This window comes from Bradyrhizobium sp. AZCC 1721 (assembly GCF_036924715.1).
In the GTDB taxonomy this organism is placed as follows: Bacteria; Pseudomonadota; Alphaproteobacteria; order Rhizobiales; family Xanthobacteraceae; genus Bradyrhizobium.
In genome coordinates this window covers 3192475-3218376 of sequence record NZ_JAZHSB010000001.1, presented here as the reverse complement: position 1 = coordinate 3218376, position 25902 = coordinate 3192475, and the positions used below count along the sequence as shown (strand labels likewise).

Annotated in this window: 30 protein-coding genes and 1 pseudogene; 11 read left to right on the top strand and 20 right to left on the bottom strand. The window is 60.3% G+C overall.

Annotated features, from left to right (window positions below; genetic code table 11):
• Positions 1 to 37: 37 nt before the first annotated feature.
• The gene (gene sugE / locus V1273_RS15195; RefSeq protein WP_028346535.1) at positions 38 to 361 is read left to right on the top strand and encodes a quaternary ammonium compound efflux SMR transporter SugE; all 324 of its coding nucleotides are present in this window, start codon (positions 38 to 40) and stop codon (positions 359 to 361) included.
• On the opposite strand, the gene V1273_RS15190 is transcribed toward sugE, so the two are convergent.
• From V1273_RS15190 to V1273_RS15160, 7 genes are all read right to left on the bottom strand, one after another.
• Entirely contained in the window at positions 353 to 1357 is a 1005-nt protein-coding gene (locus V1273_RS15190) for an inorganic phosphate transporter (protein WP_334368416.1), read from the bottom strand. The two genes, sugE and V1273_RS15190, sit on opposite strands and share 9 nt — an antisense overlap.
• 15 nt (positions 1358 to 1372) lie before the next feature.
• Positions 1373 to 2017: a DUF47 domain-containing protein gene (locus V1273_RS15185; protein WP_334368415.1), complete on the bottom strand. Its 645-nt coding sequence runs from the start codon at positions 2015 to 2017 to the stop codon at positions 1373 to 1375.
• A gap of 153 nt (positions 2018 to 2170) precedes the next feature.
• The gene (locus tag V1273_RS15180; RefSeq protein WP_334368414.1) at positions 2171 to 3139 is read right to left on the bottom strand and encodes a branched-chain amino acid ABC transporter permease; all 969 of its coding nucleotides are present in this window, start codon (positions 3137 to 3139) and stop codon (positions 2171 to 2173) included.
• A gap of 1 nt (position 3140) precedes the next feature.
• The gene (locus V1273_RS15175) at positions 3141 to 4028 is read right to left on the bottom strand and encodes a branched-chain amino acid ABC transporter permease (protein ID WP_334368413.1); all 888 of its coding nucleotides are present in this window, start codon (positions 4026 to 4028) and stop codon (positions 3141 to 3143) included.
• Between the two features lie 87 nt (positions 4029 to 4115).
• The gene (locus tag V1273_RS15170) at positions 4116 to 5333 is read right to left on the bottom strand and encodes an ABC transporter substrate-binding protein (protein WP_334368412.1); all 1218 of its coding nucleotides are present in this window, start codon (positions 5331 to 5333) and stop codon (positions 4116 to 4118) included.
• Positions 5334 to 5370: 37 nt separating this feature from the next.
• Positions 5371 to 6114 (bottom strand): ABC transporter ATP-binding protein, encoded by a 744-nt coding sequence (locus V1273_RS15165; RefSeq protein WP_334368411.1) that lies wholly within the window; start codon positions 6112 to 6114, stop codon positions 5371 to 5373.
• Positions 6107 to 6862: an ABC transporter ATP-binding protein gene (locus V1273_RS15160; protein WP_334368409.1), complete on the bottom strand. Its 756-nt coding sequence runs from the start codon at positions 6860 to 6862 to the stop codon at positions 6107 to 6109. Before V1273_RS15160 ends, V1273_RS15165 begins: the two co-directional genes overlap by 8 nt.
• A 372-nt stretch (positions 6863 to 7234) precedes the next feature.
• On the opposite strand from V1273_RS15160, the gene V1273_RS15155 reads away from it, so the two are divergent.
• Positions 7235 to 7837: a PAS domain-containing protein gene (locus V1273_RS15155; RefSeq protein WP_334368408.1), complete on the top strand. Its 603-nt coding sequence runs from the start codon at positions 7235 to 7237 to the stop codon at positions 7835 to 7837.
• Here the strand turns inward: V1273_RS15155 and V1273_RS15150 are convergent.
• A complete protein-coding gene (locus tag V1273_RS15150; protein ID WP_334382498.1) occupies positions 7834 to 8205 on the bottom strand; it encodes an ArsC family reductase in 372 nt (123 codons plus the stop codon). The two genes, V1273_RS15155 and V1273_RS15150, sit on opposite strands and share 4 nt — an antisense overlap.
• Positions 8206 to 8315: 110 nt before the next feature.
• On the opposite strand from V1273_RS15150, the gene V1273_RS15145 reads away from it, so the two are divergent.
• A complete protein-coding gene (locus tag V1273_RS15145; protein WP_198027979.1) occupies positions 8316 to 8474 on the top strand; it encodes a DUF5993 family protein in 159 nt (52 codons plus the stop codon).
• Between the two features lie 7 nt (positions 8475 to 8481).
• Positions 8482 to 9039: a disulfide bond formation protein B gene (locus tag V1273_RS15140; protein WP_334382499.1), complete on the top strand. Its 558-nt coding sequence runs from the start codon at positions 8482 to 8484 to the stop codon at positions 9037 to 9039.
• On the opposite strand, the gene V1273_RS15135 is transcribed toward V1273_RS15140, so the two are convergent.
• Positions 9036 to 9740 (bottom strand): glutathione S-transferase family protein, encoded by a 705-nt coding sequence (locus V1273_RS15135; RefSeq protein WP_334382500.1) that lies wholly within the window; start codon positions 9738 to 9740, stop codon positions 9036 to 9038. The two genes, V1273_RS15140 and V1273_RS15135, sit on opposite strands and share 4 nt — an antisense overlap.
• Before the next feature lie 78 nt (positions 9741 to 9818).
• Here V1273_RS15135 and V1273_RS15130 point away from each other — a divergent pair, with 78 nt between their 5' ends.
• Positions 9819 to 10691 (top strand): SDR family oxidoreductase, encoded by an 873-nt coding sequence (locus V1273_RS15130; RefSeq protein WP_334410105.1) that lies wholly within the window; start codon positions 9819 to 9821, stop codon positions 10689 to 10691.
• 32 nt (positions 10692 to 10723) lie between these two features.
• Here the strand turns inward: V1273_RS15130 and V1273_RS15125 are convergent, their stop codons facing one another.
• The 3 genes from V1273_RS15125 to V1273_RS15115 form a co-directional block, all read right to left on the bottom strand.
• Positions 10724 to 11800 (bottom strand): hypothetical protein, encoded by a 1077-nt coding sequence (locus tag V1273_RS15125; protein ID WP_334410104.1) that lies wholly within the window; start codon positions 11798 to 11800, stop codon positions 10724 to 10726.
• Between the two features lie 4 nt (positions 11801 to 11804).
• A complete protein-coding gene (locus V1273_RS15120; RefSeq protein WP_334410103.1) occupies positions 11805 to 12200 on the bottom strand; it encodes a hypothetical protein in 396 nt (131 codons plus the stop codon).
• 294 nt (positions 12201 to 12494) lie between these two features.
• Positions 12495 to 14054, bottom strand: coding sequence for a hypothetical protein (locus V1273_RS15115; protein ID WP_334382503.1), 1560 nt, complete (start codon positions 14052 to 14054; stop codon positions 12495 to 12497).
• Here V1273_RS15115 and V1273_RS15110 point away from each other — a divergent pair.
• The 3 genes from V1273_RS15110 to V1273_RS15100 all read left to right on the top strand — a co-directional run bounded on the left by V1273_RS15110 (position 14040) and on the right by V1273_RS15100 (position 15269).
• Entirely contained in the window at positions 14040 to 14348 is a 309-nt protein-coding gene (locus V1273_RS15110) for a hypothetical protein (protein ID WP_334382504.1), read from the top strand. The genes V1273_RS15115 and V1273_RS15110 overlap by 15 nt on opposite strands.
• A gap of 16 nt (positions 14349 to 14364) precedes the next feature.
• The gene (locus V1273_RS15105) at positions 14365 to 14559 is read left to right on the top strand and encodes a hypothetical protein (protein WP_334410101.1); all 195 of its coding nucleotides are present in this window, start codon (positions 14365 to 14367) and stop codon (positions 14557 to 14559) included.
• A 74-nt stretch (positions 14560 to 14633) separates the two neighbouring features.
• Positions 14634 to 15269 carry an HAD hydrolase-like protein gene (locus V1273_RS15100; protein WP_334410100.1) on the top strand — a complete coding sequence of 212 codons (636 nt, stop codon included), beginning with the start codon at positions 14634 to 14636 and terminating at the stop codon, positions 15267 to 15269.
• A 132-nt stretch (positions 15270 to 15401) separates the two neighbouring features.
• Here the strand turns inward: V1273_RS15100 and V1273_RS34040 are convergent.
• The 4 genes and pseudogenes from V1273_RS34040 to V1273_RS15085 all read right to left on the bottom strand — a co-directional run.
• Positions 15402 to 15854: pseudogene (locus V1273_RS34040) on the bottom strand (2'-5' RNA ligase family protein); the annotation flags it as partial.
• 77 nt (positions 15855 to 15931) lie between these two features.
• Positions 15932 to 17653, bottom strand: a complete 1722-nt coding sequence (gene ilvD / locus V1273_RS15095; RefSeq protein ID WP_334368396.1) for a dihydroxy-acid dehydratase — start codon at positions 17651 to 17653, stop codon at positions 15932 to 15934.
• A 69-nt stretch (positions 17654 to 17722) separates the two neighbouring features.
• Positions 17723 to 18073, bottom strand: coding sequence for a Lin0512 family protein (locus V1273_RS15090; RefSeq protein ID WP_334368395.1), 351 nt, complete (start codon positions 18071 to 18073; stop codon positions 17723 to 17725).
• Between the two features lie 489 nt (positions 18074 to 18562).
• Positions 18563 to 18874, bottom strand: coding sequence for a hypothetical protein (locus V1273_RS15085; protein ID WP_334368394.1), 312 nt, complete (start codon positions 18872 to 18874; stop codon positions 18563 to 18565).
• Between the two features lie 36 nt (positions 18875 to 18910).
• Here V1273_RS15085 and V1273_RS15080 point away from each other — a divergent pair, with 36 nt between their 5' ends.
• Positions 18911 to 19477, top strand: coding sequence for a putative glycolipid-binding domain-containing protein (locus tag V1273_RS15080; protein ID WP_334368393.1), 567 nt, complete (start codon positions 18911 to 18913; stop codon positions 19475 to 19477).
• 178 nt (positions 19478 to 19655) lie between these two features.
• Here V1273_RS15080 and V1273_RS15075 read toward each other — a convergent pair whose 3' ends face one another.
• From V1273_RS15075 to pdxR, 4 genes are all read right to left on the bottom strand, one after another.
• Positions 19656 to 20093 (bottom strand): hypothetical protein, encoded by a 438-nt coding sequence (locus V1273_RS15075; protein ID WP_334368392.1) that lies wholly within the window; start codon positions 20091 to 20093, stop codon positions 19656 to 19658.
• A gap of 122 nt (positions 20094 to 20215) precedes the next feature.
• Positions 20216 to 20614, bottom strand: a complete 399-nt coding sequence (locus V1273_RS15070; RefSeq protein WP_334382510.1) for a thioesterase family protein — start codon at positions 20612 to 20614, stop codon at positions 20216 to 20218.
• Between the two features lie 155 nt (positions 20615 to 20769).
• Positions 20770 to 21462, bottom strand: coding sequence for a hypothetical protein (locus V1273_RS15065; protein WP_334382511.1), 693 nt, complete (start codon positions 21460 to 21462; stop codon positions 20770 to 20772).
• 558 nt (positions 21463 to 22020) lie between these two features.
• Positions 22021 to 23517: a MocR-like pyridoxine biosynthesis transcription factor PdxR gene (gene pdxR, locus V1273_RS15060; protein ID WP_334410099.1), complete on the bottom strand. Its 1497-nt coding sequence runs from the start codon at positions 23515 to 23517 to the stop codon at positions 22021 to 22023.
• A 136-nt stretch (positions 23518 to 23653) separates the two neighbouring features.
• On the opposite strand from pdxR, the gene V1273_RS15055 reads away from it, so the two are divergent.
• Positions 23654 to 24742 (top strand): hypothetical protein, encoded by a 1089-nt coding sequence (locus V1273_RS15055; protein ID WP_334410098.1) that lies wholly within the window; start codon positions 23654 to 23656, stop codon positions 24740 to 24742.
• A gap of 277 nt (positions 24743 to 25019) precedes the next feature.
• Entirely contained in the window at positions 25020 to 25871 is an 852-nt protein-coding gene (locus V1273_RS15050) for a dienelactone hydrolase family protein (protein ID WP_334382514.1), read from the top strand.
• Positions 25872 to 25902 lie beyond the last annotated feature (31 nt).

Below are 25902 nucleotides of genomic sequence, written 5' to 3'. Positions count from 1 at the left end.
TCCGCGGGGACGACCCTGCCTGGTTCGGAGGGTTGTCATGGCCTGGATCGTGTTGTTCGTCGCCGGTCTCATGGAAGTGGGTTGGGCGATCGGCCTCAAATATACCGAGGGTTTCACGCGACTTGTTCCATCCGTCCTGACGCTCGCCTGCATGGCAGGGAGCATCGTCCTGCTCGGCCTTGCCTTGAAAGCGCTTCCGATCGGAACCGCCTACGCGGTATGGACCGGCATCGGCGCGGTCGGAACGGCCATCCTGGGCATCGCGCTGTTCGGCGAACCCGCGACCGCCGCCCGCCTCGCCTGCATCGGACTGATCGTGGCCGGCATCGTCGGGCTTAAACTCGTCACCGGATCAGCGTAGCAACAGCACGGCCCAATAGGTCAGCGCCGCGATAATCGCCGACGCCGGAATGGTGATCACCCAGGCATACACGATCGAACTCGCGACGTTCCAGCGCACCGCCGAGACCCGCCGCGCCGCGCCGACGCCGACGATGGAGCCAGTAATGGTGTGGGTCGTGGATACGGGAACCCCGAGATAGGTCGCCATGAACAGGGTCGCAGCTCCACCGGTTTCGGCGCAAAAGCCCTGCATCGGCGTCAATTTCGTGATCCGCAATCCCATGGTGCGGACGATCCGCCAGCCCCCCATCAACGTGCCGAGCCCCATCGCCGCCTGGCAGGAAATCACGACCCAGAACGGGATGGCAAAATCCGCCCCGAGGTGGCCTTGCGAATACAAAAGCACCGCGATGATGCCCATGGTCTTTTGCGCGTCGTTGCCGCCATGGCCGAGCGAATAGAGCGATGCCGAGACGAATTGCAGGATGCGGAAGGCGCGGTCCACCGCAAACGGCGTCGAGCGCACCGACAGCCAGGACACGATCGCAACCAGCACCAGCGCTAGCAGAAACCCGACCAGCGGCGACAACACGATCGCCAGCAGCGTTTTTGACAGGCCGCTCCAGACCGCCGCGGAAATCCCGGCCTTGGCCACGCCTGCGCCGACCAATCCGCCGATCAACGCGTGCGAACTCGAGGATGGAATGCCGAGCCCCCAGGTAATCAGGTTCCAGACAATGGCCCCGACCAGCGCAGCGAAGATCACAGCCGCATCGACGACGTCGGGCTCGATGATCCCCTTGCCGATCGTGTTGGCGACATGCAGCCCGAAGACGAGAAAGGCGATGAAATTGAAGAAAGCCGCCCAGAACACCGCATAATGCGGGCGCAGCACGCGAGTCGACACGATCGTCGCGATCGAATTGGCGGCGTCGTGCAGGCCGTTGAGGAAATCGAACAGCAGTGCGACCGCGATCAGGAAGATCAGAATCGGTAGGCCAAGCGTGGCGTCCACTGAATTGGCCCTGCCCTATACCTGTTCGATCACGATCGAGTTGATCTCGTTGGCGACGTCGTCGAAGCGATCGGATACTTTTTCGAGATGCTTGTAGATCTCGGCGCCGACGACGAAGTCCATCGAATTGCCGTTGCGGTGCTTGAGAAACAGTTCCTTCAAGCCGATGTCGTGAAGATCGTCGATACGGCCCTCCAGCTTTCCGATTTCCTCGGTGATGGCGGTCAGCATCGCGACGTTGTTGCCGATCGACTGCATCAGCGGGATCGCGCGGCTGACGAGATTGGCGCACTCGACCAACAGCGTGGCTATTTCGCGCATCGGAGGCTCGAACGTTCGGACCTCGAACAGCACCACCGCCTTCGCGGTCTGCTGCATCTGGTCGATCGCGTCGTCCATCGACGTGATCAGATTCTTGATGTCGCCGCGGTCGAACGGGGTAATGAAGGTGCGGCGGACCGCGGTCAGGACCTCGCGGGTGATTCCGTCGGCGTCGTGTTCGAACTGATTGACTCGCTGGCAGAATACCGGCGTCTCGTCGCCGCCGCGCATCATGTCCTGCAACGCCAGCGCGCCCTGCACGACCGTCTGGGCGTGGCGGGCAAATAGGTCAAAAAACCGCTCCTCTTTGGGCAAAAAGGCACGAAACCAGCGCAGCATGGGTATTTTTTCCGTCGTTCAGAAACAGCCGCGGAGCGCGCTGTCACAAAACTGTCATAGATCATTCGAGGGAAAAGCGCGCGACGTCCGGCCCCAGGAACCGGGTCATCCACCACTTTGTGGAGCCGAAAAACTGCGCCCAAACCGCCGTTTTTAGAGGGATCGGCGGAAATAATGCGCGATCTCGCCGATGATGCCTCGGCGGAACGTCAACACGCAGGCCACGAAGATGACGCCCTGGATCACCGTCACCCATTGGCCGAAGCCGGCCAGATATTGCTGCATGGCAATGATAACGAAGGCCCCAACGACCGGACCGAACACCGTGCCGAGGCCGCCGACCAGCGTCATCAGCACGATTTCACCCGACATCGTCCAGTGCACGTCGGTGAGGGAGGCGTTCTGCGCCACGAACACCTTCAGCGAACCCGCAAAGCCCGCAATCGTTCCGGAGAGGATGAAAGCGAGCAGCTTGTACTGGTCAGTCTTGTAGCCCAGCGAGATCGCGCGCGGCTCGTTTTCGCGAATGGCTTTCAAGACCTCGCCGAACGGCGAGTTGATGGTGCGGTAGATCAGGAGGAAGCCGCCGAGGAATCCGGCAAGCACCACGTAGTAAAGCACCGTGGGCTTGGCGAGATTGAATATTCCAAACAGATAGCCCTGCGGAATACCCTGGATGCCGTCCTCGCCATGCGTGAACGGTGCCTGCAGATAGATGAAATACAGGAGCTGCGAGAGCGCCAGCGTGATCATCGAAAAGTAGATGCCCTGGCGACGGATCGAGATGAAGCCGGTGACGACGGAAAGCGCGGCGGCGCCGGCGACACCGACCAGAATTCCGACTTCCGGCGTTACACCCCAGACCTTGAGCGCATGCGCCGAGCAGTAGCCCGCGGTCCCCAGAAACATGGCGTGGCCGAACGACAGCAGGCCGCCATAGCCGATCAGGAGGTTGAAAGCGCAAGCAAGCAGCGCGAAGCACAGCGCCTGCATCACGAAGAACGGATAGATGCCCGTCAGGGGTACGAGCCCCAGCAGCACCGCCATCCCGGCGAACACGATCATTTCGTCGCGCATCGCTTGCGGCGTTATCGGCAGTGTGTCGTCAGTCAATGTGCTCATGTCAGGCAGCCCGTCCAGTCAGTCCCGTTGGCTTCAGCAGCAACACCAGCACCATCAGGACGAACACCACGGTGTTGGAAGCTTCGGGATAAAAATACTTGGTCAGTCCCTCGATTACGCCGAGCGCAAATCCGGTGATGATCGATCCCATGATCGATCCCATACCGCCAATCACCACCACCGCGAACACGACGATGATCAGGTCCGCGCCCATCAATGGCCGGACCTGGTTGATCGGCGCGGACAATACGCCGGCCAGCGCCGCCAAGCCGACGCCGAGGCCGTAGGTCAGCGTGATCATCCGCGGCACGTTGATGCCGAATGCGCGTACCAGGGTTGGGTTTTCAGTCGCCGCACGCAGATTGGCGCCGAGCCGGGTCTTCTCGATCAGGAACCAGGTCGCAAGGCACACCACGAGCGAGAAGACGACGACCCAGCCGCGGTAGATCGGCAGGAACATGAATCCGAGATTCATGCCGCCCTGTAATCCGCGGAACCCGCCGACCTCCGGATAATCAGGAATCGCGTACGGCAGGCCGGACGAGCCGAAGTAATTCTGGAACACGCCCTGCACGATCAGCGCGATGCCGAACGTCAACAACAGCCCGTAGAGGTGGTCGAGACCGGCCAGCCATTGCAGCATGGTCCGTTCGAGGATCATGCCGAAGATGCCGACGACAATCGGCGCGATGATCAGGGCCCACCAGTATCCAATCCCCGTGAGATGCAGCAGAAAATATGCGCAGAACGCGCCCATCATGTAGAGCGCGCCATGGGCGAAATTGATGATGTTGAGCATGCCGAAGATCACGGCGAGCCCGAGACTGAGCAGCGCGTAGAATGATCCGTTGATCAATCCCACCAAAAGCTGGGCGTAGAGAGCTTGCATCGGTTTCGCACTCAATCTCGTTATGATGCGGGTTAGCTTGGGCCGCGAGAGAAGGCCCGCCGGCATGACGCCGACGGGCCATCGTTGTTACTTCTTTACCAGCGGACAGGCGCTTTCCGAAAGCGGCCGGAAGGCCTGCTCGCCGGGAGTGGTGCCGATCAGCTTGTAATAGTCCCACGGCCCCTTGGATTCGGAGGGTTTCTTGACCTCGAACAGGTAGGCCGGATGAAGCTTGCGGCCGTCGGGGCGGATCGTGCCCTTGCCGAACAGCGGATCATCGGTGGGCGTTTCCTTCATTTTCGCCACCACCTTGACGCCATCGTGCGGATTGCCGCCCATTGCATCGATCGTCTTGAAATAGTGGATCAGGCCCGAATACACCCCGGCCTGCACCATCGACGGCATCGCCTTGTTCTTCATCCGCTCGGAGAAACGCTTCGAAAACGCGCGGGTGCCGTCGTTCAGATCCCAGTAGAAGGTTTCCGTGAAGTTCAGGCCCTGAGCCACCTTGAGGCCGAGGGAGTGGACGTCGTTGATGAACAGCAGCAGTCCCGCGAGCTTCTGCCCGCCCGAGACGATGCCGAACTCTGCAGCCTGCTTGATGGTATTGGTGGTGTCGCCGCCGGCGTTTGCCATGCCGATGATCTTGGCCTTGGACGCCTGTGCCTGCAGCAGGAACGAGGAGAAGTCCGACGAATTCAGGGGGTGCCTGACGGTGCCGATAACCTTGCCGCCCGACTTGACGACGACCGCGGAAGTGTCGCGTTCCAGCGCGTGGCCGAACGCGTAATCCGCAGTCAGGAAGTACCAGGTATCGCCACCGGCCTTCACCAGCGCCTGGCCGGTAGAGTTGGCGAGCATGTAGGTGTCGTAGACCCAGTGAATCGTGTTCGGCGAACACTGCGTATTGGTGAGATCCGACGTCGCCGCGCCGGTATTGATCATGATGGCGTTCTTTTCCTTCACCAGATTGTTGACCGCCAGCGCCACGCCGGAGTTCAGCACATCCACGAAGATATCGACCTTGTCGACGTCGATCCATTGACGGGCGACGGTGGTGCCGATGTCGGGCTTGTTCTGGTGGTCGGCGGAGACGATGTCGATCTTCCAGCCCTTGGCCGCAAGGCCGGAATCCTCGACCGCCATCTGGGCGGCGACCGTCGAGCCGGCGCCGCCAAGGTCAGAGTAAAGTCCGGAATTGTCGGTGAGCACGCCGATCTTGACCGTCTTGTCTTGCGCCACGGCGCTGCCTGCGGCAAGTGCCAGAGCGGTGCCGAGGAAGAGCGCTGAAATCCGATGTTTCATAGTATCTCCATTATTCCAGAGTGCAGCAAAGTACCGATTAAACGCCGAGATAGGTGTGGAGCTTGTCCATATTGGCCGACAACTCCGAATTCGCAAAACCGTCAATGACCTTACCGTGCTCGACGATGTAGTAGCGGTCGGCCACCGTGGAGGCGAAGCGGAAATTCTGTTCGACGAGCAGGATGGTAAAGCCTTCCGACTTCAGCCGAGCGATGGTGTGACCGATCTGCTGGATGATGACGGGCGCCAAACCTTCGGTCGGCTCGTCCAGCATCAGAAACCGTGCGCCGGTGCGCAGGATTCTTGCGATCGCTAGCATTTGCTGCTCGCCGCCCGAAAGCTTGGTGCCCTGGCTGTTGAGGCGCTCTTTCAGGTTCGGAAACAATTCGAAGATCTGGTCGAGCGACAGCCCGCCACTGCGCACGATCGGCGGCAGCAGCAGGTTTTCGCGCACGTCGAGGCTTGCGAAAATGCCCCGCTCCTCGGGACAGAATGCGATGCCTAGGCGCGCGATCCTATCGGACGAGGCGCGCGTGATGTCCTGACCGTTAAAACGGATCGACCCGGTACGCTTGCCGATAATTCCCATCACCGACTTCAGCGTCGTGGTCTTGCCGGCGCCGTTGCGGCCGAGCAGCGTGACCACCTCGCCCGCCTTCACATTGAAGTTGATGCCGTGAAGGATATGCGATTCGCCGTACCAGGCCTGCAGGTCGGAAACGGAAAGAATCTCCGCGCCCGCCGGTTTGGCGGTGGCTTCGGCCATTTTCAACTCAGGCATGACCGGCCCCCAGATAGGCTTCCTTGACGCGCTCGTCCTTGGACAATTCGGCATAATCGCCTTGCGCCAGCACCTGACCGCGCGTCAGCACAGTGATGATATCGGACAGGTCGGCGACCACGGAGAGATTATGTTCGACCATCAGGATGGTGTGCCTCGCCGAGATACGCTTGATTAGGGCTGCGATCTTGTCGATGTCTTCATGACCCATGCCCGCCATAGGCTCATCGAGCAGCATCATTTCCGGGTCGAGCGCCAGCGTCGTCGCAATCTCCAGCGCGCGCTTGCGTCCATAGGGCATCTCGACCGCCGGTGTATTGGCGAACTCGCTCAAGCCCACGTCGTTCAGCAAGTCGAGGGCGCGGCCGTTGAATCGGTCGAGCACGCGCTTGGAGCGCCAGAAATCGAACGAGCTTCCATGCTGGCGCTGTAGCGCGACACGAACGTTTTCCAGCGCCGTCAGGTGCGGAAACACCGCCGAAATCTGGAACGAACGCACTAGCCCGAGGCGGGCCACATCGGCCGGCGCCATCGCGGTGATGTCCTGCCCCTTGTACAGGATCTGCCCTGCAGACGGCCTCAGAAACTTGGTCAACAAGTTGAAGCACGTCGTCTTGCCGGCGCCATTCGGCCCGATCAACGCGTGAATGCTGCCGCGCCGTACCTTGAGGGCGACATCGCGAACGGCGAAGAAACCCGCGAATTCCTTGGTCAATCCGTGGGTTTCGAGAATGAACTCATCAGCCAAACAAATTTCCCCCTCAGCCGTCTCCGCGAGTTCGCCCGCGCGCGGCCAGTTTTTTCCTGTTCGGGCAGGCTCTCCTGGACGTCCTGGAAACCGTCCCGAGCCCGCCGCCTCCGGCCGGAATATGCCGTCAACGCGATGGATTAGGCAAGGCGGAATGCTGCCACGCCCGACCGTGCGCTTGCGGTTCCGGATGCGCCATAAGTCGAATAGCGCGCCGGCGCCGCTCGGCCGGGCCACGAGCCACGCTCAACCGCAACCTCGCGCCGGCAAGCCATCGTTAACGGTGTTTTGCTGCAATCGGGCGCGCTTTCACACAATATTTCCCCTCGGGGCGCATCATCTCGCGATTTGGATCGCGCAGGAATTGCCGCCTTGAAATTTGAAAGCGCCGGACCGTCGGTCATCAAATCCATCAAGCAGCGCGACCTGCTGAACACCTGGCTGCGGCTTTACGCCCGCGACCAATCGATACCGCGCATGGCGGAATACCAGCCGGCGCGGATCGAGGACGAACTTCCCGACCTGGTACTCTACACCGTCGATACCAGCACCCAGCCGCCGCGCCTGACCATCCAGAGCGACGGCACGCGGATGTCGACGGCTTATGGGAATACCGGCAAGGGCCGCTATCTCGACGAGTATCTCGGCGCAAGGCTCGCTCCGATCGTGATGCCCGTCTATCATGAATGCATCGCGCGCCGTCTTCCTGCCTATACCATCGCCAATATCGACGACATCTACGGGCGAATCGTCGCCTATGAGCGGCTGTTGCTGCCGTTCTCGGATGACGGCAGCGTCACCCATGTCATCGCTTCGCTGAAAACCATCAGCGAGGATGGCGGCTTCGAGATCAAGAATCTGATGCGCGGAAACGACCAACTGCCGGTGCCGAAGCTTCGCGCCATCATCGACCGCGATCTCTTCCATCGCGCGCCAGGCCGCATTCCATCCGGCGATGAACTCGAATTCGATTAGGCCTTCCCCCCGCGCGGCTTCGACGCGACCTCGCTCGCATAGATATCCGGCTTGAACCCGACCAGCAATTTGCCGCCGAGATCGAGCACCGGCCGCTTGATCATCGAGGGCTGCGCCAGCATCAGCGCCAACGCCTTGCGCTCGTTGAGGCCTTCCTTGTCGCTGTCGGGCAACTTCTTGAACGTCGTGCCGGCGCGGTTGAGCAGTATTTCCCAGCCAACATTGTCGGACCATTGCTTGAGCTTGTCCTTGCCGATGCCGGCAAGCTTGTAATCGTGAAAGTCGTAGGCCACGCCGTGATCGTCGAGCCAGGCGCGCGCCTTCTTCATCGTATCGCAGTTCTTGATGCCGTAGATGGTGATGGGCATTGTCGTTGCATTCCGGAATGTCGTTATTGGTCCCGCCGGACCGGATTAGAATTAAGCAGATCGGCGAATCTATCATAGACTGAAGCATCATTCCGCGCCGGGACCAGCCGATGGAATTCACCGTATTGTTTCTGGCCATAGTCATCGTGATGCTGATCGCCTGGCGCGGTCGGCGTCCGCTCGCGCTTGGCCTGTTCGGAGCCGTGCTGATCGCGTGCATCGCCACCTATCTGCACCACGCGACCGATACGCTGAAATTGTCGTTCTGAGGGACGCATGACCCAGACGCGTGCCATTACGTTGAATGCACTCAGCCTCTACGCGGTGGCGCTGGTGCTTGCGGCGGCCTATGCGGCGCAGTTCATTCTTCATGAGCTGCCCTGCCCGCTCTGCCTGCTGCAGCGCATCCTGTTCGCGGCTCTCGCCGTCGGCCCGATCCTCAATATCCGCTTCGGCCCCCGTCCCAGCCATTATGCGATGTCGCTGCTGGCGGCGGTGGCAGGCGCCGTCGCGTCGACCCGGCAGGTGCTGCTGCATATCATGCCCGGCGACGCCGGCTACGGTTCGGCGTTGCTCGGCTATCACTATTATACTTGGGCGCTGATCGGCTTCATTACGGCCATCGTCCTGCTTGCGGCGATCCTGCTGTTCGACCGCCAGTTCGAGGAAGACCGCGCCGTGCTGCCGGCCACCGGCGGCGCCTTCGGGCAAACCGCGGTATGGCTCGTGATCGCACTCACGGCGGCCAATGTGGTGACCACGCTGCTCGAATGCGGCTTCGGCGCCTGCGCCGATAACCCGGTGGTGTACGAACTGCTCAAGCACGCCGCTTAAGGCCGCTTGGGTATGTCGAGCCCGCGCTGCACCGCCGGCCGGGCGAGCCCGCGTTGCAGCCATGCCGGCACCTGCTTCAGCGTATCGAACGCAACGAGATCGCGCGCACCGTAGAAGCCGATCAGGTTGCGCATCCAGCCGAGCATGGAAATGTCGGCGATGGTGTACTCGTCGTCCATGATCCATTGCCGTCCGGCGAGATGCGTCTCCACTACCTCAAGGAGGCGTCTCGACTCGGCGACGTAACGCTCGAGCGGCCGCCTGTCCTCATATTCCTTGCCGGCGAACTTATGGAAGAATCCGACTTGGCCAAACATCGGGCCGATGCCGCCCATCTGGAAGTGCAGCCACTGGATGGTCTGGTATCGCCGCGCCGGATCGGCCGGCAGAAGCTTGCCGGTCTTCTCGGCGAGATATTGCAGGATCGCGCCGGACTCGAACAGCGGCAGCGGTCTGCCGCCGGGACCATCCGGATCGAGGATGGCCGGTATCTTGCCGTTCGGATTCAGCGACAGGAATTCCGGCGTCTTCTGGTCGTCCTTGTTGAAGTCGACCAGATGCACCTCGTAGGGCAAGCCAATCTCTTCGAGCATGATCGAAACCTTCACGCCGTTTGGAGTCGGCAGCGAATAGAGCTGAAGGCGGTCGGGATGTTTGGCGGGCCAGCGTTTGGTGATCCGGAAGGCGGAAAGATCGGACATCAAAACTCGTTTTGCATGGTTGTCGTTGCGTGGCTAATGTACGGCCGATGCCGCATATAACAAGGGTTCGCGCCGTTCATGACCGATCAACCGTCTCCGGCGAAGCTCGGCCTGACTGATGAGGAGCTTGCGGCTCGCCCGACCCTGTTCGCGGCCGATGCACTGAAGGATCAAGTCGCCGTCGTAACGGGCGGCGCCGGCGGCATCGGGCGGGCGATCGCCTGGCTGCTTGCGCGGCTGGGCGCGCATGTCGCCGTGGTCGGGCGCGACGGCGGCAAGCTCGACGCGCTCGTCACCCAATTGACGGGCCGAGGCCTCAAAGCATCCGCGCATGTCGCCGACATCAGGGAGCCCGACGCGGTCAGCGCCCTGTTCGACACGATCTGGGTCGCGCAAGGCCGCCTCGACTGCCTCATCAACAGCGCCGGAGGGCAATTTCCCCAAGCCGCGATCGATTTTTCGGTGAAGGGCTGGAACGCCGTCATCAACACCAATCTGAACGGCACCTGGTACATGATGCAGGCCGCCGCGCAACGCTGGCGCGACCACAAGCATCCCGGCAGCATCGTCAACATCGTGGTTGTGACGACGCATGGGCTCTACGGCATCGCACACACGATTGCTGCACGGAGCGGCGTCATCGGGCTGTCGCGCGCCGTCGCAGTCGAATGGGCGCCGCTGAACATCCGGGTCAATTGCGTGGCGCCGGGCGCGATCGAAACCGAAGGCTGGAACGTGTATTCGCCGGAGGCCCGCGCCACCTACCCGCGCTCGAACCCGATGATGCGCGCAGGCTCGCCCTGGGACATCGCCGAAGCCACTGTCTTTCTCGCTGGTCCTTCGGCCCAATTCGTCACCGGCGAAACGCTGACCGTGGACGGCGGCGGTCAGCTCTGGGGCGAAACCTGGACCTCCGGCAAGCCGGCGTATTTCGGCGGCGAAGATGGATAAACCTCTCCGTACGGACTGATGCCGGGCCGTCGCTACAAATCAAGAGCAAGTTCCACCCAGAGCGGATCATTCGGTTTGAAATTGGTTCCGTAGCTAAGATGGAAAATTGAAGCCCCGAACTTGTTCTTCTCAGCGGCAGTCTCACCGTCGCCGCGAAGAATCCTACCGTCGGTCAACTCGTTGAGCCGCTTGTAGAGATCACCGTAAGGCATGGACCAGCCATGAGGCGAGTTCTTGGTTACCTGTTCGTGCGCGGTCTCCTCCACCACAGGGATCATTGCGCACAGCCGCGGATCCGTCATCAGCTCCAGACCGCGTTCGCGCAGTGTAGCGTTGTGGCTCGCGTGATGCCCGACCTTGTAGAGAATCGTGCGCGCCAGGATATCCTCTATCTTAAGCCTGGGTCCGCTCGCCGTATCATTTGCCGGGTAGGTTTGATCACCCCAGGAAAGCCAGTTACCGACTTGCGCGTCGCCTGGGAAAAGCAGCACGCGCTTGTCCAGTTCGAGTCCCAGCGCGAGCGAAGTGTTGTTCACGTCACCATCGATCTTCAGCGCCAGGCTTTCGACGCTACCCAGCCAATCATCGTCGATGCGACGGTACTTCGCATCGCCTTTCGCATAGATTCCGGCGATTCGAATGTTGGGCTTCTGCTTCGGCGCCCTCGCCTTTAACTTTTTGCCGTTGGCTCCGTACGGACACCAGTGCAGCGGCACGAAGGGCTGATCCTCGAGGCGCACCCGGCCGCCGTTATCGCCGTGGACCACAGCCAGCCCAACCACCGTTTCAACATCTTCGCCCCGTGCGAGATAAACCTCCCGTGCCACACCCGCGGACGGATCAAGCTGACGCAACTTCTTTGCATCGTCACGCGGCGGCCCAAGCACATAGGCGCGGAACGCATCGTGCACTCCCCAACGCACGACATCGCCCGGCTTCAGAAAGACGACGTTGCCGGGCCCGGCTCTGTCCCTCAACCATTCCAGCACCGCCTCGCAGCTTGCATTGCCGGCGAGATCGTCACGCTTTTTCGCCGCCACGCCCATCGCGCCGTCCCCAACGCTGTCGAGCCCGCCATAGAATTGCAGCAGGTTGGTGACCGTCTTCATTTCATCACTGGTCGCGGCAAGTGCTGGGCTTCGCGCCAGTGCCGCTAGCGCAGACAGCGCCTTGTTCTTCTTGTTTCCGGTAGCCGTTCGCGACCTCGTCAGTGCGATCCTCCGTCCACGCCATCCAGACCTTAGCGATTTTGAGCGACCTGAACGTATCGTTAGCCAGAATGAAACCCGAGAGATGGTCGTAGTGCTCGTGGGTCGCGACCACCAGGTCGAGTGCACCGCCGCAATCCTTCATGAAATCGGCAGCGCCGGCAATAATCCGCTCCTTGCCAAGCGAGGTTGTCGGCTTGCTGGCTTTAGTGCCGATGCACTGGAGCACACCACAATCGATCAACATCTTGAAGGTGTCTGCCCCAACGACGTGCTTTACAAAAAAGAAGTCGCCGAGCATCCCGCGATACATTCGGATCGAAACCGTACCGTTGGCCGATGAGGAGGTATTCCCTGGCCCGGGACTTGGAGGTCGCGGCGTGCGGTTTGTAGGCGGGTCAGACACCTTTTTCTTGCCCCCGGCTTTCTTCGTGACGGACTTCGCAGTCTTGGCCGTCTTGCTGGCTCCCCGTTTTCTGCTGGCGCCGGCGGCACCAGCCGCAGACCTGGTACTGCGTCCTACCCTCGCATTCTTCTTCGCGGTGCCGACTGATTTCCGCTTCGCGGCTTTTGCTCTCCTTGCCACTGACGCCCCCTATTGGCCACGATGAACCATCGCAAACGGTTCGCGACGACCGCTTCCGGATTCATCGGACAGATAAGTGAAGCCAAAACCATCGGGCCGCGCCAACAGTTCGCGCTGCTCGCAGAGCCGCTCCTCGTCATCAATGCGCTTGCGGATCACGTAACGCAGACGGTTGTCCCTGAGATCGATGATCAACGTCGCGCCGCCCCGGAAGATGAAGTCCGCCTTTTTTCGCGGCGGCCCCCTATCCGCCTTCTTCTGTTCGTCCGGATCAAGATAGCCGCGTCGTCGCTGCGTCACCTCGACGACAAGCTGGCGCACATCCTGCCCATCGGGACCACTTCGGCGCGTGGCGCGCACGCTGTGGACTTCGACCTTCGGGCCCTGTCCCCAGTCGATACTGTTCAGGCGCAGGCGCTCTGGCTGCATGAAGTAGACGCCCAGTGCCTTTTCCCAGTCACGATCCACCGAGGGCTTGCGGGGATCAGGCTCAACCAGCCAATCCCATATCTTGAAACGATTCTTCTCGGAAATTTCGATGATCTTGTCCCGCCCATAATAGGAACGGAGGTCAAGCCCGATTGCCTCGATGTCGGCGATATCCAGGGGATTCTTTCCCAGCATCTGCTCCGGACTTTCCCACAACAGATTTTCCGGCGACATGGAGAGACAATCTTCGACCATAATGCCACGGCGGCGGAACGCCTCTGCGAAGGCGATGCGATAATTATAGGTATCTACCGGCACCAGATCGTTGTCGGCGGTGACTATGCCGCGAAGGAACTCGCCAAATCTCACATCGACAGGTGGCATGTAATCAAGCGCGCGCATGCACATGCGAAGCACATGATCTGCGGTCTTGGCGGCCTCCCTCGTCAGACGCGCGGTGAGATCGGCGTCGAGCCGCTTGTTCTCGCCCCGTTTGATCCCGCCGATCCGGAGCAGATCTTCGGTGCGCTTTCCGAAGATTGTGAGGAAGGCGTCAAACACCGCGGCGACCAGAATAGCGCCGCGCTCGTGGCATTCAGTGGTTTGCGCGAGGTGGTCCGGATCAGGTTCGGAGCCGACATATTGTCGGAGCGATGGATGCCCCGAAGTGCCCGCGGCAAACTGCTGTGCGAGGCCGCTGAGAAGCGTCATGCGGTCCAGTGCTCCACCTTCCTGTATATGCGCATAGACCGCTTCGGTGAGCGTAAAGTGGGAGAACAGTGCCACAATGTCGGCGAAGGCTTCGTGAAAAGCGAGACTGTCCAGGCTGGTCGCTTCCGCGTACCTACGATGCAGGCCGTCGAGCACGGCATGCGTGGTTTCATGCGCGATAATATCGTGCGACAACGCGGTGAATATCCAAGTGGCGCCGGCCGAAGCGTTGGAGCTTCGAAAATATCCAAACAACAGAGCCCGCTTTTCCCTGCTGTAATATGCGTTCGCTTCCCGAAGGGCGTGCGGATAGATACGCAGCTTTTTCACCGCCTCGTATCTTCCCTGCTTTCCCGGCTTGTTGTTCCAGCGCGGCGACCAGATCACCTTGCGCCCGAGCGCTCGCTCGAAAAGATGAATGACCTTCATCGCCACCGCAAAAACCATCTGCTGATGGAATTGCGGATTGCCTTCGGATGGCGTCAGCCCATCCTGCGCCAGAAGATGAGGGTCGTTGAGATCGACCGGCTGGTAGAACTGGCCGCTTGCCGGATCGATATCAATGACTTCGAGATACTCGTTGACCGGACCGATCTCAAGCTTGTCTTCCCAGGCTTCTTCCCACGGCAGTGCGATGGTTGCGTAGGCATATCCGACCGAGCCCAACGTATTCGCCGCTTGCGGATCGAAGGCATATACGCGCAGCTTGCGCGCGGAAGGTGATGGATACACGGACTCCATGATTATCACCGCATATGAAATCAAATATCAATTAAAGGCCGATCGCAAAGCGGCCTCGCGCAATGCCCTATCATCGCACTCTCGCCATATTGATGCAACGACTGATTTCTTACTTTTGCAATACAACTTCATTGGCAGATCCAATCACCATGCGCTGCACCGTGGTTGCACTGAGCTGGAGTTGCGCCGGTAAAGCTATACGGGAAAGCCGCGAACCTGGCGTATTCAGCGTTGAACGCGGAAGCTATTTCCAACGAGAGCCTTGCAATGACACGCTATCGCCTCGCCATCTTCGACTTTGACGGCACGCTTGCCGATACGATCGACTGGTTTCGTGCCTCCTTTCAGGACGTGATCGCGCGTTTCAATCTCAAGCCGGTCACCCCGGAGGAGCTGGAAGGAATGCGCGGGCTGTCCGCGCGGGAAATCATGGCGAGGCTGGGCGTGTCGACGTGGCAGCTTCCGGCCATTGTGAACGACCTGCGAAAGCGCAAGCTTACGGCGGCGAACGAGACGTCGCTGTTTGCCGGCATCCCGGAGATGCTCGCCGACCTTCAGCGCATTGGTGTCAAGACCGCGGTCGTCAGTTCCGACAGCGAGGCATCCGTCCGGCAGGTGCTCGGTCCCGCCACCGCCCTGATCAGCCGCTTTGACTGTGGCGCCGCAGTGTTCGGAAAGCACTGGAAGTTTCGACGGGTCGCGCGACGGCTGGAAGCAAGGTCCGCGGAAACGATCTGCATCGGCGACGAGATCCGCGACATCGAAGCCGCCAAGGCGGCCGGCATGGATTCGGGCGCGGTGGCGTGGGGCTATGCCATCCCCGCCGCCCTGCAAGCGGCGGGGCCGACGCATTTCTTCAACTCGATCGAGGAGATGACCCAGAGGCTTGCGGCGGCGAAATAACGCCGCTCGGAGCTTCCACTGTTTTTCGCGGCCGATGGCCATCATCCGCACAGGCGCCATCGCGCGACATGCCGATGGCCCCTCTGGCTGTGCACGAGCACCAACTCCCGTCACAGTCCAGACAACCGGTTCGATCGGATACTCATCCACGCTGCGCGCGTCATATAGCAACGTTACATGCGGCGTGAAATTCGTATTGGCGAGCCGCCTCAATCCTCTGCGCGCCATCGCGACACCAAGCATTTGCCGAAACGACTGCAACCGGCACAATCCCTTCTCGCCAATCAGGACAAACGGACGATTGCCCGGCCCCCCGCCGAAACTTGCCGTGCGATCGAACGAGACCTCGAACGGTTCGGTCCGCAATTCCGTGGCCGCCTCGCAGGCGGCGCAAAGCTGGCGGTCCGGCAACCCACCCAGCGAAAATAGCGAAATGTGCAGCCGGTCTGGCGCGATGAGCTTGCCGTTGAAGCAATGGGCGCGCTTGAGCACGCCCGCCAGCCGGTGAATTCGCGCTGCTGTGCCCGCGTCGGGAAGAGCCGCGAGGAATATTTGGCCACTACTAGAGCTTGCAAAACCGTCCATGATAACGCAGAACAAATCATGAACATAAGATTGTGGCAAGGCCCCAGTACAACTGGTTCAGGCAAGTTCCCGCAGCCTCATAACACACACCCGTAATGCGCCGACGACACCAGGCGTATGTACTTGTCGTGCACCGATCCCGGTCGCACCGCGGCCAACGAGGCCGGGACGCGCCAGTCGGCCATGCGGCGGGCGATCTCTTCCGCTGACACTTCGAGATTCACGGTGCGGGCGCCTGGGTCGATGACAATGGTGTCACCGTCGCGCACCGCAGCGATCGGGCCGCCCCGCGCGGCTTCCGGCGAGACGTGGCCGATCAGGATGCCGTGCGAGACGCCGGAAAAACGGCCGTCGGTGATCAGCGCGACATCCTCACCGAGACCCTGTCCCTGCAACTGAATGGTCAGCATTACCATTTCCGGCATACCGGGCCCGCCCACCGGGCCGACATTGCGCACGACGATGACGTTGCCCGGCACGATCTCGCCGGCGCGGATCGCGGCCATCGTATCGGCCTCGGACTCGAATACGCGCGCGGTGCCGCGAAATTGCCCCTTCTCGAGGGTCTTGCCCGATAATTTGAGCAGGCAGCTCTCCGGTGCGAGATTGCCCTTCAGGACGCTGATGTGATTGTTCGCCGGCGCGATCGGTTTCGACACCGGAAAAACGATCCCCTGCGGCGGCATCTGCTCCAGCGTCGGAACATCGGCGAGATTTTCTGCCAGCGTCTTGCCGGTCACCGTCATGACGTCGCCGTGCAAAAGGCCCGCGCTAAGCAGCTCCTTCATGACGACTGGAACGCCGCCGATCGCATGCAGGCTGCTCATCGCGAACGGGCCGTGCGGCTGCAAATTGGCGAGCAGCGGGACGCGCTCGCCGACTTGCTGGATGCGCTCGATCGTGATCGGCACCTGGGCCTCGCGCGCGACCGCGAGCAGATGCAGGTACATGTTGGTCGAGCCGCCCATCGCATAGACGGTCGTGATCGCATTTTCGAAGGCGCGCGCGGTCATGATGTCGCGTGGCCGGATGCCCGCCTGCATCAGCCGGTACAGCGCGTCGACCGAGGCGCGGGCCTGCGCGCGGACATCGGCGTGAATATCGCTGCCGGCATCATAGTCAGCGGGATGCGAGGCGCCGCGCGGCAGCATCATGCCGATCGATTCCGCGATCGTGCTCATGGTGTTGGCCGTAAACATCGCGCCACAGGTGCCGCTGCCCGGCATCACGTTGCGCTCGACTTCCAGCAGTTCCTCGCCGGAGAGGCGGCCGGACTCATTGGCGGCGCGCGCCTCGGCGTAATCCATGATCGTCAGATTGTTGCCTTTGCTCGCCCATGCGCCGAACGAAACGCGGCCCGGCGTGCTGGTGCCGGGATAGAGCACAAGGCCGAAAGCATTCGTCCGCGCCAGCGGCATCAGCGCGGCAGCTCCCGTCTTGTCGCAGCCGGAGATCACGATCATCGCATCGCCATGGTGCGCGTAATGACCGATCTCAAAACAGTCGGCAACGACATCGCGCGATGCGAGGCTATAGCCCGCCGTCGGCGTGCCCTGCGTCAACGCGTCCGATACTGCCGGCGCGCCGACGACCAGCCCCTGCCCGCCGCGCTCGGCAAGGATTTCCACCAGGAGATCGGTGATGGCGCGAACACGGTTGTTGCAGCGATGGGCGTTGGTCCAGGCGCTGGCAATGGTCACCACCGCACTGGTCTCCGCGGCGCGGTCCGGATCGAATCCGGCAGCACGCAACTCGACCCGCGATCGCTTCCAATAGGTGCTGCTGTCTTGCGTTGTCATCGGGCGCTCCAGGTCTTCTGATTGACTGCACGGACGTTGGCGTCCGGCTTGATTGACACTGAAAACGAATTAGCCCGTCTTGCCGTCGTCAAAACTGACAATCACAGCAGCGTTGGCAATGATGATGGAGTCGCTTCCGCTCTCGGCAGGAATTTCCAGCCCGCCCTTTACCGCCGTCACGTTCACCGTGCCGTAAGGCAGTTCCTTTGCAACGGCTGCAGTATCGACCCCGCTCGGGTCTGGAACCGCGACGGTAACCTCCACGAACATATCGTTGGCGGTCTTTCCCAGCATCCGGAAAAAGCCGAGGCTGGAGTGGCGGATAGCGTCCGAGACGGCGCGGTTGGCGGCTTTGGTCGCATCGCGTCCGTGAACGTCGACGCCCATGCCCATTTCGGTAATACAGCGAACGCGTGCCATCGGGTTTCCTCTTGTCGTTTATCGCGTGGTCGTTTTCGGCGAAGCCCTCTCTCAATCCTCGCTTACGGCCACGGCGTCAAGCGGCGGCGCAGAAATGCGCGACGGACATGCGCATGCATCTCGCGGCGCGATTTCGCCCGAGATATTGCGGGAAATCTCGGCGCCCCGAAATGAGAGGGCGCAGGGAATGCCGGGTGCTTGCTGCACCCGCGGTCTCGTGTGCAAATGCACTTAAGAAATGCGCACACGAGCATACAGGTACAGCCGGAGCATCCCGGCATTCCCTGCGCGATGGGTTTAGGGCTTATGCCGCGCTCTCCCTGGAGACGAATTCCTTTTGCCTCCATCGCCGACAGATTAGCGATTCATCGAACCCGGTCGGGTTTCGAAGAACCTCCGCCGGCTTAACACCAGCCACGGGTGCCAGGACCACACGGTTTTGCCGTACGCAGCTTCCTCTGCCAGAGACTTCGACCGGCCAAGTGCTTGTCAGCCGAAGTACTGGCGGAAGCGTTTAAGCGCCGTACGTCCTGCGCGCTGTGTTCGCTCACGGCAAAGCCGCCCTGCGACCACATCCACGCGCCCGACGCTGCCGCGTCCACCGCAACCCGTCCCAACGTTCGTGACGATGGCCAACGCCCCTCTTCTTCGGGACGGGATGGCCGGAGTTTTACCGGTGATTTGGGTCTGGCGCGAAGCGGAATATTTTTGATTCCAGGGCTTGACCTGATTTCTGAAAATCAGAAGTGATTTGCCCCATCGGATGTCAGCATAATTCGTGCAGGAACCGATATCGGCCAAAATCGTTTTCAGTCTGGGTCCATTCGAGGATCAATCTTGCAAGGCGACTCCGAAATTCTATTCTGGCGCCGAACGGACGTCACCGGGCTGGAGCGATTGATGCTCCATATTTCCGCTGACGCGGTCTTGGCAGAATCGACCGTGATCTGCGTGGAGGACGGCGGCTTTCGCCTCGACCACCGATGGAGACTGACGCCTGACTGGCGAACTCAATCGCTGGACGTAGACCGATGGGGCCCGGGCGGCCACACTCACCTCACCCTTGATCGGACCGATGGCGGGTGGTGCGTTAACGGCCAACAACGTCCCGATCTCGACGGTGCGGAAGAGCCCGACCTTTCGGTCACCCCCTTCTGCAACACCTTCCCTATCCGCCGGACACCCGCCGGAGCCCGACAGAGTCGCACACTCGATACCTGTTTCGTGGACGGTGCGGCCATGACGATACAGCGCTCCCGTCAACGATACGACCGTCTCGGTCCGGATCGGGTGCGTTACGTGGATCTCGGAGTCTCGGCAGGCTTTGAGGCGGAGCTCGAGGTGGATAATCGGGGTCTAGTGCTTCGCTATCAGCACCTTTTCGAACGCGTGACACCTATCTGACGAAGGCGTCGCGATAAATCGCTGACCAAAAAGCCACCCATGCCGAGCTGACTAGGGCGTGTACTCATTAAGCGACTGACTGATCTCCGCTCAACCCTCAACAGCGGCGGAATAGCGGACATAGCCCGATGTCGCAGAAGGGCCAGGAACGGGCATTCAGCTCGCTCTCGCGGATGGACTAGCTCCGCTCGCGGGGGCGCTGCGGCGGCTGAGGATTGTTGGCGGGATTGGTATCGTACTTGGATATTCGCGTGATGAGCCCGCTAGTGGCGAGCGGTTGCAAGTCCGCCTCCAGCGCGTCAGCAATCTCCTCGGCATAGACCTCCCGGTCGTCCACGTAGACTGTAAATGATCTCAAATACTTTTCCTTCTTCGCCGGATTCTCGATCGTCGCCTTCGTCCACTGGTAGAGCGGATAATTTTCGACGCCGTGCTCTTCTGCTGCGACGACATACTCCGCAAAGGCGTCGAACTGGCATTTCAGCGCAGCGCGATGCTCGGCGATGATATCGAACAGCGGCGCCAGTGCCGGAACACGGAGTTTTCGGCGTACCGATTCCGCCGTAGCGGAATCGTTTACATCGAACCTAACCTGATACTGCCACTGAGAAGTCACGCTAGTCTCGCATTCTGTCGCACCCGATTTGTCCCTTTCCGATCGCAAGGCGTACCGCTTCCTCACGAGCAGGTCCGGCACGCGTATCAAGAGCTGGCCGCAATGTCAGGCCGACCGTTTCGTTAGTAGCTCTTCTTTTTGGCAAGGCGCTCGTTGAACGGACGAAGATCGATCACGATTCGCTGGTGGGTTCCGCTGCCGATCTCCTCTATGCCATCGCTTGCCGACACCTTGAAGTCAACTCGCTTCCCCTCGACATTGATTACCTCGGCCGTCGCGCACACCTCGTGGCCTACAGGCGTGGCGGCGAAGTGTTGTACATCTACTGCAGTACCGACCGCGCTTTCACCTGGATCCAAAAACGGTCTTATGGCATTGAGCGCGGCGTTTTCCATGATCAAGATCATCACGGGTGTCGCAAGCACTTGCGGCAATATGGCGTCCTTGAATCGGTCGGCAAGATGTTCGGGTTGCACCCGCAACGTCGACGTTCCTCTGGCTCCCAACGGAATCTGCCGCATTCATTCGTCCTAGAACTCTATATGGACGCGTCGACCGCTTCGCCCCCAACAGCAGCACAAACGCGGACATCTGGCTAGATCAGAGTCGGGCCACAAGCCGACTTCCCTGAAACGACCATTGTCGGCTTAGAGCAGCCCGCAAGCAAGCTAGAGTGTTATTTGAGCTCGATCTCCACCAGCTCGACTGCGCTATTTCCATTGTTTTCAATGCCGCGCTCTTCGACAGGTATCACCATGAAGTCATGATTATTCAGCACCAGTGGCTGATCCGGCTTCCCGGGTCTTTTTTCTGTCACCGTACCACCAGTAACGACGATCCTTGCGCCTGGAGCCGTTTGCTGAATTGTGGGAGCGTTTTCACCTGGACTTAGCTTGAGCCGCCAAGCCCGAGCACGATTGTTATCCAGCGCCACTTCGTATTTTGCAGGTCGTGTCGAGACAGTGTAACGCCCCGGTTCAGGATAGACGATCCCAACCGCAAGAAGCCGCATCGCACGGTCCCTTTCAAGATTGATGACTTGATGCACGCCTGGGGTCTTTGTGTAGGAAGAAAAACCGACAGCCCCTAACTTGAGTTCTATTTCGACCGGCTCTTTGCCGAGAACTTGATTCTTTATCTTTGCGCCGGCCGTGATGACGAAAACCAGATCCTGATCGTGCGAATGGTAACCTGTCGAAAAGCCCGGAGGTAACGTCACACTTTCAAGTGACATGTGGTCGTCCTGGAACGTGAACAAGTGGAAAGGTGCCTTCGTCACCGGCACTATTATGGGTTTATCCGCCTCTTCCGCCCAGCTGGGAGCGGTCAAGGCGCATGCGAACAACAACCCCAGGAGTCGGTGTTTCATTGGTCCCTCCCTTGCTCTCTTACGACTTAGTCCTTGTGCGGCCGACAACCGACTCGCCAAAACGCAATTCGGCGCGTTCGTTCTGGACCGTTAGCTAATCAGTGACCGTGAACGGATACGCAACCTGCGCTACAAAATCAGGCGCACCGAAGTTGTTGCGATCAGAAGTGGCGCGCTAAATCGCGCATGGGCGTCATCGGCGCTCGAACGCCAGCCGTCGAAACCGGCTCCCCCGCTTGCTGCATGATCACCTTCTTTCTGCGACACGCGATCGCACGAGAGGGCACATCACCCAGCGTAAAGATCCGCCTCACGGCCCGTAACGCTAGACCTACAACCAAAGGTTCGCAAGCAGATCGAATGATGCAAGGAAGACCCCGCTCTAGCCGCGCTTCGGATTGGAATGAATCATCGGTCAGCTGGGCAACTCACCGTGAGCAAATCGAGTCCGCTACACATACATGAGCGGGCCTCAATGCAACGTGCCGCCACTTCGCCTAAGGGCCAAGAGCGGCCCTAGTTGTCCCATGACCCGCGCTAAGAGCTTGGGCAATTCGTTCAGGCCAGCTGACGCTTCGCGACCTTACCCAAGGCTTCGGCAAGTTGACCTAGCCCCACGTCGATGCGGGTGACGTCGACAGCCGCAAAGCCAAGAACGAGCCCGTTCGGGGCGGATCGCTTGACAATGTAGCTTGAAAGCGCCCGCACCTCGACGCTGCGCTCCGCAGCAGCATTGACAGCAGCCCGATCATCGATCTCCGAGGGCAACCACGCAACAATCTCCAATCCTGCGGATTCGGGTGCGAGCTTAAGGATTCCGGAAAGCCGGCGGACGCCTTCTCGCAGCGCCATCAGGCGAGAGCCATAAAGCTCGCGCATAGACCGGAGGTGCCTTGCAAAGTGGCCTTCAACGATAAAATCACACAGCACGGCTTGTCCGAAAGTCGGGGGAAAACGGTCCACAATCGATCGGGCAGCCGCGAAGCCGTCGACGAGCGCCGGTGGGACCACCAAGTAAGCCAAGCGCAATGCGGGAAAGAGCATCTTACTGAAAGATCCCGAGTAGAGAACGACCCCATACCTGTCCAAGCTTTTGAGTGCAGCGAATGGGCTGCCGTCGTAACGGAATTCGCCGTCGTAATCGTCCTCGAAAATCCAGGATCCTTGTCGATGCGCCCATTCCAGCAGAGTCAACCGGCGTTCCAGAGAGAGGCGACTGCCGAGAGGTACTTGATGCGCCGGCGTGACATACGCCATCCGCGCAGCGGAACACAGGCGCTGGCCGGCTGCGACATCTATCCCACGAGAATCAACTGGAACTGGAACGGGCTTCAACTCCGCCGCTTCGAGGACGAGGCGCGCCCCGGGAAATCCGGGATCCTCGATCCACACCGGGTCATTGGTGTTGAGCAATAAGCGTGATGCCAAGTCGAGCGCCTGCTGAACGCTTGAAACGATAACGACCTGATCGGCATCGCAGACGACACCGCGTGCCGAACCGAGATAGGCGGCCACCGCTTCTCGGAGCGGCCGATAACCGAGAGGATCTCCAACCCCGAGCAGCTCCTTGCGGGCGAGGCGTTGCCGGCGAGCTGCAATCCGCGACCAGAGGGCGAGCGGGAACGCCTCGAGATCGGGTTGATAAGCACGGAAAGCAACACCGACTCTTGCAATCGGTTTCAGCGGAAAGCACGTGGTAGTCATCGTTTGACCGCGCGCAGAGAAGCCGAGTTTCGGCTTTCCGGTTTCTGCGATCACCGGCTTGTGCGCTTCGAAGCTCCGTTGATCGGGCACTCTCGCCGAGACAAAGGTGCCGGCGCCGACCTTGCTTGAGATGAAGCCTTCGGCCTGTAGCTGCCTGAAGGCCCTAACCACCGTTCCGCGCGCGATACCGTATTGGCGCGCAAGGTCGCGCGAGGACGGTAATGGCGTGCCGGCAGTCAACCTTCCATCCAGCATGGCCGCACCGAGTTGTTCGGTAAGCCAACGAAATGTGGCTTGGCCGTGTGGGCACGCCCCGAGTGCGACATCTTGTGAGCGCGACCGCTTCGACATGATGCCTCCAGGTCAAAATGGACCATGAAAAAACTCAAAAATGGTCCACGGACGAAATCCACTTGTGCGCATTTCGTATTCAAGAAGGCAGCCCTCGACCGAGTTCCCTTGCACCGGCGAGAATCGAGGAGGTCCGATGGTTCTCAGCGCCCACGATCATGTCATTGCGCCGCTTCAGGGGCGGTGGCGCCCATACGTGTGCACCATACCTGCTGTCGCCGCACTCTCTTACCCGGTGGCGCTGTTGGCGTTGAATCGGAGCTTCGGTCTCGTTGGCAGTGCTCACGAACCGGGCGAATGGCTGTTGGGTGCGGTCACTGTCGGCGGTTCCCTGATCCTCTGCTATGGCGTTCCCGTTGTTGGGTTCGTCATCGCCTATCAGCTCGGTTGGAGTGCCGATCGATCGCTGTCGCGTGTCGGACGCATCACGGCTCACCTGGCCGTCGCCAGTCCGCCACTGTTCACGCTCATCGGTGTTGCCTTTTACATCGCCGGCGTCACCAACGGTGATTATGTCTTGTGGGCGATAATATGGATCGCTGCGGCAATTCTGATCTTCACCCGCAGCCAGGCGAACGAAGCAGCAGAGCGCGAATCTCACCGTGTGCTATCGCCGGCGCTTCGGACGGCTCATGGAATATCCGCCGTTATCATTCTGGCGATCTTCCTGGCACCACACATCGCCAACCATCTAACGGCGATATGGAACATCGATGTGCACAAGATGGTGTTGCAGACATTGCGGCATGTCTACCGCACAGACACTGTCCAGCCATTGCTCGTCACCCTGTTCATCTTTCAGATCGCGAGCGGACTTGCCCTGTGGGGGGTGCGCATGCGTGTCAAGGCGGACCTATTCGCAACTCTGCAAACGACAGCCGGCATGTATCTGGCTCTGTACATCGTGTCACATATAATTGCCGTCTTCGTCTTGGGACGCATGGTGATGAAGGTCGACACCGATTTTCTCTTTGCGTCCGGCGCGCCGACCGGTCTGCTGCACGATGCCTGGAATGTGAGGCTCATCCCGCACTACTCGCTGGCGGTTTGGGCGCTATTCATTCATCTGGCCTGCGGCTTAAGAGGTGCGCTCCTGTCCCATGGCGTTTCGATCACAACGGCCAGCTCGGTTGCCTGGCCAATCATCGGGGTCGGCGCCGCCGTTGCCGCGACGATAATCTTGTCGATGTGCGGGCTGCACGTTAGTCCATGGATAACACCGTGAGATCTCAGATCGCGCGCAATATGCCTGGGCATCAGGTGTCATTGTCTTGCCCGAGGCCCCGCTCCCGCCAGTCAGGTCGGGGGTGAAGTCCGCAATGGGTCAAAAGCCGGCGCTGAAGGTCGCGCTGAGCAATGTCCGGTCTACCCCGACATGAAGACGACCAATGCGATCTTCGGCTAAGGGCCATAGGTGCACGTGCAGTTCTTAGACTTGCGCTGTGGATGGGCGGACATGCCCCTGCTACGATGACCCCGTTTACGAAGACGGAGGAAGGAAAATGGGTCCACGAGCCAAAGCATGTTTCGGTCTAACAGTATTCCTTGCATGCCTTTGCACCAACGCCATCACCTTTGCAGGAGAATTGATCAGGCTCGAAAGTGCTCCCGTTCACCTCGGCGAACTGCAGAAGCGCTTAGCGCGCGAGCGCGGCGAAAGGCCGAAAGCTGCGTCCGAAACGATTGAAGGTTACCTGTCGAAACCTGAGGGCGATGGCCCATTTGCCGCCATTGTATATCTCCACGGATGCGATGAACTTTCGGAAGACGCCCGAAAGTACAACGCTCGGGGCTATGTGTCCCTTGTGTTGGATAGCTTTTCGACCCGTGGCATCAAGAACACCTGCTCCCAAGCGACGCCGGGCCTGTTGTTTGCCCGCCAAGGTGATGCTTTAGGCGCTCTATCCTATCTTTCCAATCTTCCCTTCGTCGATTCTCAACGTATCGCGGTCGTTGGATATTCGCAGGGTGGAGTGGTCGCTCTGCAGTTGGCGTCGAACCATCAGGCGGAAATCTTTGACGTCCCTCGGGGTCTAAAGTTCAAGGCCACCGTGGCCTATTACCCGTTTTGCGGCGTTGCTTCAGAGGAACTCATCGTTCCTACATTGATCCTGATTGGCGAACTCGATGACTGGACGCCAGCGAGAGACTGCGAACTTTGGATGAAGCGGCGGGCCGACAGAGGAGCGCCCGTTAAACTGGTCGTCTACCCCGGCGCCTATCACGCTTTTGATTTTCCGGCCTTCGCCAACGGCAGGGAATATTTCGGGCACTGGCTCAAATATGATCCCTCTGCGGCCGCCCAGTCAGTCCAGGAGATGCGGGGTTTCCTCGCTGCTCAATTTTCCCGTTGAGTTACCGTGAAGCGAGCGCGCCGGCATTCGT